The 12,628-nt window shown below is 73.6% G+C and carries 5 protein-coding genes and 1 pseudogene; all 6 read right to left on the bottom strand.

Features of this window, described 5'->3' with window-relative positions; translation table 11 throughout:
- Nucleotides 1-14 precede the first annotated feature (14 nt).
- The 6 genes and pseudogenes from J1792_RS07285 to J1792_RS07260 all read right to left on the bottom strand — a co-directional run bounded on the left by J1792_RS07285 (nt 15) and on the right by J1792_RS07260 (nt 12,628).
- Nucleotides 15-1,669 (bottom strand): annotated as a pseudogene (locus J1792_RS07285) (alpha/beta hydrolase).
- Between the two features lie 220 nt (nt 1,670-1,889).
- Nucleotides 1,890-3,110 (bottom strand): DNA polymerase III subunit delta', encoded by a 1,221-nt coding sequence (locus tag J1792_RS07280; protein WP_086565939.1) that lies wholly within the window; start codon nt 3,108-3,110, stop codon nt 1,890-1,892.
- Between the two features lie 143 nt (nt 3,111-3,253).
- Nucleotides 3,254-6,979 carry a dTMP kinase gene (tmk, locus tag J1792_RS07275; RefSeq protein ID WP_207246854.1) on the bottom strand — a complete coding sequence of 1,242 codons (3,726 nt, stop codon included), beginning with the start codon at nt 6,977-6,979 and terminating at the stop codon, nt 3,254-3,256.
- Between the two features lie 265 nt (nt 6,980-7,244).
- On the bottom strand, nt 7,245-10,091 hold the full coding sequence (gene topA, locus J1792_RS07270; protein WP_207246853.1) for a type I DNA topoisomerase: 2,847 nt from the start codon (nt 10,089-10,091) through the stop codon (nt 7,245-7,247).
- A gap of 272 nt (nt 10,092-10,363) precedes the next feature.
- Entirely contained in the window at nt 10,364-11,911 is a 1,548-nt protein-coding gene (locus J1792_RS07265) for a DUF7059 domain-containing protein (protein WP_086565942.1), read from the bottom strand.
- A 141-nt stretch (nt 11,912-12,052) separates the two neighbouring features.
- Complete coding sequence (locus tag J1792_RS07260) at nt 12,053-12,628, bottom strand: small secreted protein (protein ID WP_242705388.1); 576 nt, start codon at nt 12,626-12,628, stop codon at nt 12,053-12,055.

The raw sequence follows: 12,628 nt of genomic DNA, 5'->3' as shown, positions 1-12,628 counted from the left end.
CAGCGCGGCCAAGTCTACACAGGTTCCGGGGGTGCTCCGTACACGGCGGCCGGGGAGGGAGCTCGCAGGTCAGGAGCATTTACGGGAGGCGGGGGCGCGGTGGCGGTGAGGAGGTAGGCGTTGACGGCGGAGTCGACGCAGGAGCTGCCGCGGGTGTAGGCGGTGTGGCCGTCGCCGTCGTAGGTCAGCAGGCGGCCGGAGGAGAGCTGGGAGGCGAGGGCGCGGGCCCAGGGGTAGGGGTTGCGGGGTCGCGGGTGGTGCCCACGACGAGGATGGGGGCGGCGCCCGCGGCGGTGATGCGATGGGGGGAGCCGGTGGCCTGCGTCGGCCAGTACGCGCAGGTCAGGGCGGACCAGGCGAAGCTCGTGCCGAGGGCGGGGGACGCCTTCTCGAAGTCGGGGAGGGCCCGCAGGACGCCCGCCGGGCCGTTGAAGGCCGGGGGCAGGTCGAGGCAGTTCACGGCGGAGTTGGCGGGCATGAGGTTGCTGTAGGCGCCGTGCTCGTCGCGCTCGTAGTAGGCGTCGGACAGGCGCAGCAGGAGGGCGCCGTCGCCGTGCTGGGCGTCGCGCAGGGCCTTGCGCAGCAGCGGCCAGGACGCCTCGTCGTACATGGCGGAGATCACACCGGTGGTGGCCAGGCTCTCGGTCAGCTCGCGGGATTTGCCGGTGGGAAGGGGGTGGCGGTCGAGCTGGTCGAAGAAGGACCTGAGCCGGACCGCCGCGACCTCCGTGCGGCCGCCCGAGGCGAGGGGGCAGTCGTCGCGCTGGGCGCAGTCCTGCGAGAAGGAGGCGAAGGCGGTCTGGAAGCCGGCGTTCTGGTCGCGGTTGATCTGTTCCTGGTCGAGCGAGGGGTCCAGCGCGCCGTCGAGGACGAGCCGGCCGACGCGGGAGGGGTAGAGCCCGGCGTAGGTGGCGCCGAGGAACGTGCCGTAGGAGGCGCCGACGTAATGGAGCTTCTCGTCGCCGAGGGCGGCGCGGAAGATGTCCATGTCGCGGGCGGCCTCGACGGTCGAGACGTGCCGCAGGAGCCGGCCGGAGCGGGTCGCGCAGCCGGCCGCGAACTTTTTGTACGCGGCGACCAGTTCGCGGACCTCGGAGGAGTCGTCCGGGGTCTGGTCGACCTGGGCGTAGTCGTCCATCTCCTCGTCGGACAGGCACCGGACCGGCTCGCTCCCCGCCACGCCGCGCGGGTCCATGGCCACCATGTCGTACCGGGCGCGGACGGGCGCGGGGTAGCCGGCGGCCGCGTACCCGCGGAGGAAGTCGATCGCGGAGCCGCCCGGGCCGCCGGGGTTGACCATGAGCGAGCCGAGGTGCTTGCCGGGGCCGGTGGCCTTCTTGCGGGAGACCGCGAGTCTGACGTCCCCGGCCTTCGGCTCGGCGTAGTCCAGGGGGGCGCGCAGCGTGGCGCATTCGAAGCCGGAACCGCCCTTGCCGGCGCAGGGGCGCCAGGCCGGCTTCTGGGCGTAGTACGGGCGCAGGGCGGCGGGCAGCGCGCCGGGCAGGGGTTCCAGCGGGGGCGCCGGCGCGTCGGCCGCCGCGTCCCGCGCTCTGCCGGATCCCGCCGCGCTCGCGCCCGGCACCGCGCCTCCCGCGACGGCTGCCGAGATCAGCAGGGCCGCGGTCGCGACGAGCGTGCCGGATGTACGGAGCAGGCGGCTGGTGTCCATCGGCGGGTCCCTCACGGGTGGGAGGCAGGCGGCATCTCGCACATGACGCGCATCACGCACCACATGCGGGCTTTACGGAGCGTATCCGGACGGATACCCGCCTTGGCCAGGCTTACCGGCCACTAGTCCTCATACGAGTGAGGAATCACCCAACCTGCGGTCTGCCCCGCCCCGCCCGTATTACTCACGCACCCACGCGCCCCCTCGCCCTTCCGGGGCCTCAGCCCGCTCTGAGCGCCACCGCCATCGCCTCGACGGCCAGCAGGGGAGCCACGTTCCGGTCGAGGGCCCGGCGGCAGGCGACGATCGCCTCGATGCGGCGCAGCGTGGCCTCCGGCCGGGAGCCGGCGGCGATCCGCTCCAGGGTGTCGCGGGCGTCGGTGTTGGCGAGCTCGACGCGCGAGCCGAGCTGTATCGCCAGCACGTCGCGGTAGAAGCCGGTCAGGTCGGTCAGGGCCAGGTCGAGGCTGTCGCGCTGGGTACGGGTCGCCCGGCGCTTCTGCCGGTCCTGGAGGTCCTTCATCGCGCCGGCCGTGCCGCGCGGCAGCCGGCCGCCGGTGCCCGCCGCGGCGCCGAGCGCCGCGCGCAGCTCCTCGGTCTCCTTGGTGTCGACCTCCTCCGCGACCTGCTTGGCGTCCTCGGCGGCGGCGTCGATCAGCTCCTGGGCGGCCTTGAGGGCACCGCCCATGTCGGCGACCCGCAGCGGCATCTTGAGCACCGCGGCACGCCGGGCGCGGGCCCGCTCGTCGGTGGCGAGCCGGCGGGCCCGGCCGATGTGGCCCTGGGTGGCCCGGGCGGCCTGGGCCGCCAGCTCCGGCTCGATGCCGTCCCGGCGCACGAGGATGTCCGCCACGGCGCCGGCGGGCGGCGTACGCAGCGTCAGGGAGCGGCAGCGGGAGCGGATCGTCGGCAGCACGTCCTCCAAGGAGGGCGCGCACAGCAGCCACACCGTGCGCGGAGCGGGCTCCTCCACGGCCTTGAGCAGGACGTTGCCGGCGCCTTCGGTGAGCCGGTCCGCATCCTCCAGGACGATCACCTGCCAGCGGCCGCCGGCGGGCGACAGCTGGGCGCGCCGGACCAGCTCGCGGGTCTCCTTGACGCCGATCGAGAGCACGTCCGTACGGACGACCTCGACGTCCGCGTGCGTGCCCACCAGAGAGGTGTGGCAGCCGTCGCAGAAACCGCAGCCGGGTCCGCCGTACGCGCGGTCCGGGCTGACGCACTGCAGCGCGGCCGCGAAGGCCCGGGCGGCGGTGGCCCGCCCCGAGCCGGGCGGGCCGGTGAACAGCCACGCGTGCGTCATCTTCGACGCGCCCCCTGGCCCGGCTCCGGGCCCGCCGGGAGCGGCCTCCGCCGTGACGAGCGCGTCGGCGTCGCGCGCGGCAGCGGCGAGCTGCTCGATCACCCGGTCCTGGCCGACCAGGTCGTCCCACACCGCCATGGCTGTCCTCCGCGCTGTCCGTCCTGCGGTTACCCATTGTGGGACACGCCACTGACAAAGCGGACCGTCGGCCGAGGGCCGCCCGGTGTACGAGGGCGTGGTCCGCGCCGCCCTAGGGGGTGTCCGACGGGTCGGCACAGGCCCTAGTCGCGGTCGCGCTCGTCGCCCTTCGCCCGCTTCTTCCGGCGCCCGAGGAGGTCGTCCGCCAGGGTGGGGGCCTCGTCGTCCGCCCATTCGGGCCGACGGCGCGCCTTGCGCACCGGCCGGCCCGTACCGTCGTCGTCGGCGACGGGCGGCAGCTCGCGGGTGGGCTCGGACCCGTCCCGCGCCCCCGGCCGCGCCTCGGCGCCGGCCTCGCCGCCGTCGCCGTCCTCGGGCCGGAACAGCCAGTCCGGCACCCGGTCCGCCGGGTTCTCCGGCCGGGCGGCCGGTACGGGCGGAGTGGCCGGCTTCGGCAGGACCGTCGTCTCCTCCGACTCCGAGCCGGCGGCGCCCGCCGGGGGCTCGACGCCCCACGTGACGCGCTGGATCACCGGATTGCCGGTGATCACCGGCGGCAGCACGGTCGTCTCGTCCTCGGCGGCGGCCACGGGGGGCAGCACCGCCGTCTCGTCCTCGGCGTCCCGGACAGGCGGCAGGACCGCCGTCTCGTCCTCGGCGTCCCGGACAGGCGGCAGGACCGCCGTCTCGTCCTCCGCGCCCTTCGCACCCTTGGCAGGCTTGGCAGGCTTGGCGCCCTGGGCGCCACGCGATCCGCCGGACCGGCGCGGGGCCGGCGTCTCGACGGTGGGGGCGTCCCCCGCGTTCTCCACGTGCCGCGCGTTCTCCGCGCCGCCGCCGACGGCGTCATGCGCACTGGCCGTCTTACGGAGCGCCGCGGTCCCGACGACCGGCGGGCGCACCGCCGACCGCGCGTCCTCGGACGCCCGCGGAGCGGGCGTCTCACCGGCCGCAGCGGACGGCTTCGCCGTCCACGCTCCCCGGGGGTCGGCCGCACGGGGCGCCGGAGCACCGCCGTCCCGCGCCTCCGGCGCCTCCGGCTTCCGCAGGGACGGCCGCTCGACCGTAGGCGCCTCCGCCGCGTCCCGCGCCCCGGTCGCGCCCGGCACCGGCGTCTCCACGGTCGGCGCGTCCGCACCACCCTGAGAGCCACTGCCCGGCTTGCGCAGCGAAGGCCGCTCGACCGTCGGCGCCTCGTCCGCACCCGCCACAGAAGCACCAGCACCCGCACCGGCACCAGCCGCGAGAGCCGCGACCGCCGCAGCGGCCTCCGCGGCCGAGGCAGCCTCCGCCGCGATCCGCGCCCGCTCGGCCCTCAGCAGGGCCTCCTCCGCCTTGCGCTGCTTCTCCAGGCGCCGCTCCTCGGCCTCGGCGCGCAGCCGGGCCTCCTCGGCCGCCTGCTTGCGCAGCCGCTCCTGCTCGGCGGCGCGGGCGCGCTCCTCCGCCTCGCGGCGCTCGCGCTCCTCCTCGGCCTTCCGGCGGGCTTCCTCGGCGCGCTGCCGGGCCTCTTCCGCCTGGCGTTCCTCCTCGCGTCGCCGGGCTTCCTCGGCCTCGCGCAGCTTGCGGGCCTCCTCCTCGGCGCGCAGCCGGGCCAGCTGCTCCTGGCGCTCGCGCTCCAGGCGTGCCTCCTCGGCTTTGCGCGCGGCTTCTTCCTCGGCCTTGCGCCGGGCCTCCTCCTCGGCGGCCTTGCGGGCCGCCTCGCGGGCCTCGATCTCGGCCTGGGAGAGGGGCAGCGTCTGATCGAGCCGGTGGCGTACGACCTTGGTGATGGCCTCTGGCTCCTGGCCGGCGTCCACGACCAGGTACCGCGCCGGGTCGGCGGCGGCCAGCGTCAGGAAGCCGGTGCGCACGCGCTGGTGGAACTCCGCCGGCTCGGACTCCAGCCGGTCGGGGGCCTCGGTGAAGCGTTCGCGCGCGGTCTCCGGCGAGACGTCCAGCAGCACGGTCAGGTTCGGTACGAGCCCGTCGGTGGCCCAGCGCGAGATGCGGGCGATCTCGGTCGGCGACAGGTCGCGTCCGGCGCCCTGGTAGGCGACCGAGGAGTCGATGTAGCGGTCCGTGATGACGATCGCGCCGCGCTCGAGGGCGGGGCGTACGACCGAGGCGACGTGCTCGGCGCGGTCGGCCGCGTACAGCAGCGCCTCCGCGCGGTCCGACAGCCCGGCCGACGCGACGTCCAGCAGGATGGCGCGCAGCCGCTTGCCGATGGGCGTGGCGCCCGGTTCGCGGGTGACGACGACCTCGTGGCCCTTGGCGCGGATCCACTCCGCGACCGCCCGTACCTGCGTGGACTTGCCGGCGCCGTCGCCGCCCTCGAAGGCGATGAAGAAGCCCTGGGTGCTGACGCCCTCGGCCGGGTCGCCGCCCCGCAGGGAGTCCAGCAGGTCCTTGTGGAACGGCACTCCGTGCCGGTCGTCCGTCTTGCCCAGCACGAGCGCGCCGACGGGCAGGAGCAGCGCGCCGACGAGCATCAGCGTGAAGGCGGCCCCGCCGTGCGCGAAGACGAAGTTGCCGCTCTCGACCCGGTGCGGGCCGACGAGGGCGGCGAAGACGGGGGCCACGACCGCGCCCAGCGCGATGCTGACGCGGACGACGGCGTGCAGGTGCTCGGTGGTGCGGGCGCGGCGGTTCTCCTCGGTCTCCTGGTCGAGCAGGGCGTGCCCGGTGTTGGCGACGATGCCCGCGCCGACGCCCGCCAGCAGCACGAGCAGCAGCACGGTCGTCGGGTCGGGGACCAGGCCGCCGGCCAGCAGCGCCAGGCCGGTCAGCGCGAGCGACAGCGCCAGCAGGCGGCGCCGGGAGAAGCCGGGGAGGACCTTGCGCGCGCCGCGGATGCCGGCGACCGGGCCGCCGGTGAGCGCGAGGACCAGCAGCCCGAAGCCGACGGGGCCGCCGCCGAGCTCGCCGGCCTGCAGCACCGCGACGCCGACGGCCGCGGCGATCGCGCCCGCGACGGCCGCGCAGGCCAGGACGAGGACGGGGATCGCGCCCGTACGGCCCGTGTCGGGCGTGCCCTGGGCGGTCTTGGGGCGGCGCATCCCCTCGAGCGGGGAGCGCACGCGGGGTGCCTGGGCGCCCTCCCGGACGCCGGGCAGCGGCAGGAGGTACAGGATCACGCCCGAGACCGCGAAGAGCGCGGCCGCCAGGTACGCGCCGAGGGCGGGCTGGTGGCTGTGGAACCACTCGATGCCGGCGCCGCCCAGCAGGTTGCCGAAGAGCGTGATCGCGACGAGCACGGCCGCGGCGAGGGGCAGCGCGACGAAGGTCGTACGGAGTGTCAGGCGCCGCAGGGCCTCGTAGTGGTCGGGCAGCGGGCGTACGGCGTCGCCCTCCGGCGGCGCGTTGGGCATCAGCGCCGGGACGGCGCCGTCCTTGGCCACGGTCCACACGCGTTCGGCGACGCCGACGACGAAGGCCGTCACGAGCAGCAGGGCGAGCGACTTGTCCTCGGTGAGGTCGATCCAGGTCGGCGCGAGGCCGAGCAGCACCAGCCGCAGCCCGTCCGCCCCGATCATGGCCCAGCGGCGGTCCAGCGGACCGGCGGGCGCGAAGAGCGCGGACAGCGGCCCCAGCAGGACCGCACCGAAGAGGAGCGTCGCGAACAGCCGCACGGCGATGACCGCGGCGACGGCCAGGGCCGCGCCCCGGTACCCGCCGCCGAACGAACCCGCCACCAGTGCCGCCTGCAGCGACAGCAGCAGCAGGACGAGAACGGCGAGGGCGTCGCCGACGCCTCCGCTGAACTGGGCGCTCCACAGTCGCCTGAGCGGACGGAAGCGCAGCAGGGCCCGTACGGCACGCTCGCGGGAGTCCGCCGCCAGTGCTCCGGAAGTGGGGGTTTCCCCTGTTGGCTGCTCGGCTCGCGTCATCCTGCCAGCCTATCCGGAGTGCCCGAATGCTGAACCTTGCGCCGAACGCGTGAACGAACATACGTGCGGGCGCATACGGCCCGTCGACCGGCCGAAAGGCCGCACGGCGACGGGCCGCACGCCGAAGGGCAGAACACCGAAAGGCGGAACGCCGAAGGACGGAACGCCGAAGGACGGAACGCCGAAGGACGGAACGCCGAAGGGCGGCGAACCGGAATCCGGCCCACCGCCCTCTCGACACCTACAGGACGTACATGGCGCCCGACTACTCGCCGTCCGCCGCCTTCGCCGCGGCGGCGGTGGTCTTCTTCGCCGCCGTCTTCTTCGTGGCGGCGGCCTTCTTCGTCGCCGTCGTCTTCTTGGCGGCCGTCTTCTTCGCGGCGGTCTTCTTCGCCGGAGCCTTCTTGGCCGTCGTCGTCTTCTTCGCCGCGGCCTTCTTGGCGGTCTTCTTCGCCGGGGCCTTCGCGCGCTTCTCGGCCAGCAGCTCGTAACCGCGCTCCGGCGTGATCGTCTCGACGTCGTCGTCGCGGCGCAGGGTCGCGTTCGTCTCGCCGTCGGTGACGTACGGGCCGAAGCGGCCGTCCTTGACCACGACCGGACGCTCGCTGACCGGGTCGGTGCCCAGCTCCTTCAGCGGCGGCTTGGCGGCGGCCCGCCCGCGCTGCTTGGGCTGCGCGTAGATGGCGAGGGCCTCCTCCAGCGTGATGCTGAAGAGCTGGTCCTCGCTCTCGAGCGAGCGCGAGTCCGTGCCCTTCTTCAGGTACGGGCCGTAGCGGCCGTTCTGCGCGGTGATCTCCACGCCCTCGGCGTCGGTGCCGACGACGCGCGGCAGCGACATCAGTCTCAGCGCGTCCTCGAGCGTCACCGTGTCGAGGGACATCGACTTGAAGAGCGAGGCCGTCCGCGGCTTGACCGCGTTCTTGCCGGTCTTCGGGGTGCCCTCAGGGAGGATCTCGGTGACGTACGGGCCGTAACGGCCGTCCTTGGCGATGATCTCGTGGCCGGTCTCCGGGTCCTTGCCCAGCTCGAACTCGCCGCTCGGCTTGGCGAACAGCTCCTCCGCGTACTCCACCGTCAGCTCGTCGGGCGCGAGGTCGGCGGGCACGTCGGCGCGCTGGTGGCCCTCCGCGTCCTTCTCGCCGCGCTCGACGTACGGGCCGTAGCGGCCGACGCGCAGCACGATGTCGTTGCCGACGGGGAAGGAGGACACCTCGCGGGCGTCGATCGCGCCCAGGTCGGTGACGAGCTCCTTCAGGCCGCCGAGGTGGTCGCCGTCGCCGTTGCCGGCGTCGGCGGCGCCGCCCTCGGGGCCCTCGCCGAAGTAGAAGCGGCGCAGCCACGGCACGGCCTGGGCCTCGCCGCGGGCGATGCGGTCGAGGTCCTCCTCCATGGAGGCGGTGAAGTCGTAGTCGACGAGCCGGCCGAAGTGCTTCTCCAGCAGGTTGACGACGGCGAAGCTCAGGAAGGACGGGACGAGCGCCGTGCCCTTCTTGAAGACGTAGCCGCGGTCGAGGATCGTGCCGATGATCGACGCGTATGTCGACGGGCGGCCGATCTCGCGCTCCTCGAGCTCCTTGACCAGGGAGGCCTCGGTGTAGCGGGCCGGGGGCTTGGTGGCGTGGCCGTCGGCGGTGATCTCCTCGGCCGTCAGCGGGTCGCCCTCGGTGACCTGCGGCAGCCGGCGCTCGCGGTCGTCGAGCTCGGCGTTGGGGTCGTCGGCGCCCTCGACGTAGGCCTTCATGAAGCCGTGGAAGGTGATGGTCTTGCCGGACGCGCTGAACTCGGCGTCGCGCCCGTCGGAGGACCGGCCACCGATCTTGACGGTGACGGAGTTGCCGGTCGCGTCCTTCATCTGGGAGGCGACGGTCCGCTTCCAGATGAGCTCGTAGAGCCGGAACTGATCACCGGTCAGGCCGGTCTCGGCGGGAGTGCGGAAACGATCACCCGAAGGACGGATCGCCTCGTGCGCCTCCTGCGCGTTCTTGACCTTGCCGGCGTACGTGCGCGGCTTCTCGGGCAGGTAGTCGGCGCCGTAGAGCTGCGTCACCTGGGTGCGGGCGGCGTTCACCGCCGTGTCGGACAGCGTCGTGGAGTCCGTACGCATATAGGTGATGAAGCCGTTCTCGTACAGCTTCTGGGCCACCTGCATGGTCGCCTTGGCGCCGAAGCCCAGCTTGCGCGAGGCCTCCTGCTGCAGCGTCGTCGTGCGGAAGGGGGCGTACGGCGAACGGCGGTACGGCTTGGACTCGACGGAGCGCACCGCGAAGGACGCGTCGGCGAGGGCCGCGGCCAGCGCACGGGCGTTCGCCTCGTCCAGGTGGAGCACCGGGGCGCCGTCCTTGAGCCGCCCGGTCGAGCCGAAGTCGCGGCCCTGCGCGACGCGCCGGCCGTCGACCGCGCTCAGGCGGGCGGAGAGGGTGCCGGGCTCGCCCGCGTCGCCCGCCCGGCCGGTGCCGAAGACGCCGGTCAGGTCCCAGTACTCGGCGGAGCGGAAGGCGATGCGCTCGCGCTCCCGCTCGACGACGAGGCGGGTGGCGACGGACTGCACGCGGCCGGCCGACAGCCGCGGCATGACCTTCTTCCACAGGACCGGCGAGACCTCGTAGCCGTAGAGGCGGTCGAGGATGCGGCGGGTCTCCTGGGCGTCGACGAGCTTCTTGTTCAGCTCGCGCGGGCTGGCGACGGCGGCCTGGATGGCGTCCTTGGTGATCTCGTGGAAGACCATCCGGCGGACCGGGACCTTGGGCTTGAGGACTTCCTGCAGGTGCCACGCGATGGCCTCGCCCTCGCGGTCCTCATCCGTGGCGAGGAAGAGCTCGTCGGAGTCGGCCAGCAGCTCCTTGAGCTTCTTGACCTGATCCTTCTTGTCGCTGTTGACCACATAGATGGGCTGGAAGTCCGCGTCGACGTTCACGCCGAGGCGGGCCCAGGGCTCGCCCTTGTACTTGGCCGGGACCTCGGCGGCCCCGTTCGGCAGGTCACGGATGTGCCCGACGCTCGCCTCGACGACGTATCCGGGGCCGAGGTAGCCCTTGATCGTCTTCGCCTTGGCAGGCGACTCGACGATGACGAGTCGGCGGCCGCCCTGTGCGGTCTCGCTGGTCGGGGACAACTTCGCTCTTCTTCCGGTCGGCACTCGGTGTGGGCGTTTCTGTGGGCGTTACGTGACGCTGCGGAGTGTGACGGTACATCCCGCCCCCGTGTCAAACGGAAAAAGCCCGCAACGCCACTCGAACGGTAACCCGACAAGCGTCCTGTCTGCCGCCCGGACCGTCACACCACCGTGGGTAAGGGGGACACCACCCGGCCGGACCGGGGGAAGGAAAAGGTGACGCGAACACGACCCCTCCTTCCCCCCTTCTCGTCAGTCGGCCGAAGGGCCCCTCAGCCGGTCACCGGCGTGATGAAGCCCTGGCCGACGAGCATCCGGACGGACTCCGGCGTGCGGTCGCGCAGCAGCACGGGGTCCTCCCCGATCAGCTGGGCGATCGCGTCCAGGATCCGGCCCGCGCTGAGAGAGCCGTCACACACGCCGGCGAACCCGGCACCCACCGTGTCGACCTTGGTCGCCCGCCGCATGCCCCTGTTCTGCCGCAGCACCACGTGCTCGGGGTCCTCGGCCCCCGGCAGCCCGACCTGCTCCTGCACGACCTCGTCGGCCAGCCGGTAGTGCGCGGCCAGCAGCGCGGCGTCGTCGTGGGTGCGCAGGAAGTCCTGCCGCTCGAAATGCGCCCTTACGGTCTCGCCCAGCGGCTGCTCGACCGGGTGCGGCCACTCCTCGGTGATCACGGAGGGGCGGTCGGAACCCGTCTTGCGCAGCGTGATCCAGCCAAATCCGACGCCCTTGGTCTTACGGGCCTCGAACTCCTCCAGCCACGCGTCATAGCGGGACGCGTACTCCTCGGGGGTGGTGCGGTGATCGCCGGCGTCGCGCAGCCACAGCTCGGCGTACTGCGCGACGTCCTGCACCTCCCGCTGCACGATCCAGGCGTCGCAGCCGTTCGGCACCCAGGACGCGAGCCGCTCCCGCCAGTCCTCGCCGCTCACGTGCTGCCAATTGGCCAGCAGCTGGCAGTAGCCGCCGTCGTTGAGCCGGTCGGCCGCCTGGCCCACCAGCGTGCGGCACAGGTCGTCGCCGCCCATGCCGCCGTCGCGGTAGGTCAGCCGGGCGCCGGGGGAGATGACGAAGGGCGGGTTCGAGACGATCAGGTCGAAGGTCTCGCCCGCGACCGGCTCGAAGAGCGAACCCTGGCGCAGGTCGGCCTCCGGTGCGCCGGACAGTGCGAGCGTGAGCCGCGCGAAGTGCAGCGCGCGCGGGTTGAGGTCCGTGGCGGTGACCCGCCCGGCGTGCTGGGCGGCGTGCAGGGCCTGGATGCCGGAGCCGGTGCCGAGGTCGAGGGCGCTCGACACGGGCGTACGGACGGTGAGCCCGGCGAGCGTCGTGGACGCGCCGCCCACCCCGAGGACCAGCTCCGAGCGGTCCACACCGGCGGGGCCCGCCGCCCCCTGCGCGATCCCGCCCGCGCCGCCGACGGCGCAGCCCAGGTCGGAGACGATCCACCAGTCCTCGCCGTCGGGACCGCCGTACGGGCGTACGTCCACGCTCGCCCGCACCTGGCCCTCGTCCCGCGCGTCGCGCACCAGCCAGCCGTCGGCCAGGCAGTCCTCCACCGGCAGCGCGGCGGCGGCCTGCCCGTAGGCGACCGGGCGCTGCAGCAGGAAGAGCCGGACCAGGGTCTCCAGCGGGCCGTCGCCGCGCGTGGCGCGCAGGGCGGGGACGGTCTCGCTGCGGGCGAGCGCGGCGTAGGCGGGGGCGCCGAGCAGCTCGAGGAGACCGTCGGCGGTGAAGGCGGCGGTCAGCAGGGCGTCGCGCAGCCGGGCGGTGCGCGTGGGATCGGCGGCGGGGAGGTGCGTGGTACTCACGGGACCCATTGTCGGGGCGCCACCGGTAAATGGCGAAAGCCCGGCGCGGCGCGGGCGGGCGCGGCGCCGGGCGGAGCCAACTGAATGGCGGCCCGGGTCACTTCTCGACGGTCAGGTCATGCCGTCACGCGTGGCTGTCGCCCCGGGCCGTCACTTCTTGGTCGGCGTCGGCGTGACCGACGACTTCTGACAGCCCGGCTGCTTCGCCATGGCCTTGCCGACGTCACCGGACTGCAGCTTCTTGAGCGCCTCGTCGCTGCGGCTGCTGAGCTTGCCGATGTCCGTGGCGATGCTCTTGAGGCCCTCGGCGAACTTGGCCTTGTCCTTGGTGTCCAGCGCGTCCATGCGCTTCTTCAGCCCGGTGTAGGCCGTGGAGAGGTCGTTGAGCGCCTTGACCGCGTTCTTCTGGCTGGTCTCGCCGTCCTTGACCGGGGGCGCCCCCGCGCGGTCGACGGACGTGCCGAGCGCCCTGTAGGCGTCGGCGTTGGCCTGGAAGGCGGTCGAGTCGGTCTGCTGGATCTTCTTCGAGTCCTCCTCGTTCTGGACGTTGGCGATCGAGGAGTTGGCCTCCTGGATCTTCTTCACCTGAGGCTGCATCTGGTCGCAGACGTTCTTCGCCCAGTCGTCGAGCTTCTTCTTGCTGTCGTCGCCGCCACCGCCGCAGCCCGTCAGCGCCAGGACAAGTGCCGCCCCGCCGGACAGTGCAGCCACAAGCTTCTTGTTCAC

This window comes from Streptomyces triculaminicus, from assembly GCF_017349075.1.
GTDB lineage: Bacteria > Actinomycetota > Actinomycetes > Streptomycetales > Streptomycetaceae > Streptomyces > Streptomyces triculaminicus.
The sequence above is the reverse complement of the archived record's forward strand: the minus strand, read 5'-3'. Positions and strand labels throughout refer to the sequence as shown.

Bases quoted from the DNA above. Each gene is read 5' to 3' on its own strand.
- tmk (WP_207246854.1), bottom strand. From the start codon at position 6,979: ATGACGCGAGCCGAGCAGCCAACAGGGGAAACCCCCACTTCCGGAGCA.
- J1792_RS07265 (WP_086565942.1), bottom strand. From the start codon at position 11,911: ATGGGTCCCGTGAGTACCACGCACCTCCCCGCCGCCGATCCCACGCGC.
- J1792_RS07280 (WP_086565939.1), bottom strand. From the start codon at position 3,110: ATGGCGGTGTGGGACGACCTGGTCGGCCAGGACCGGGTGATCGAGCAG.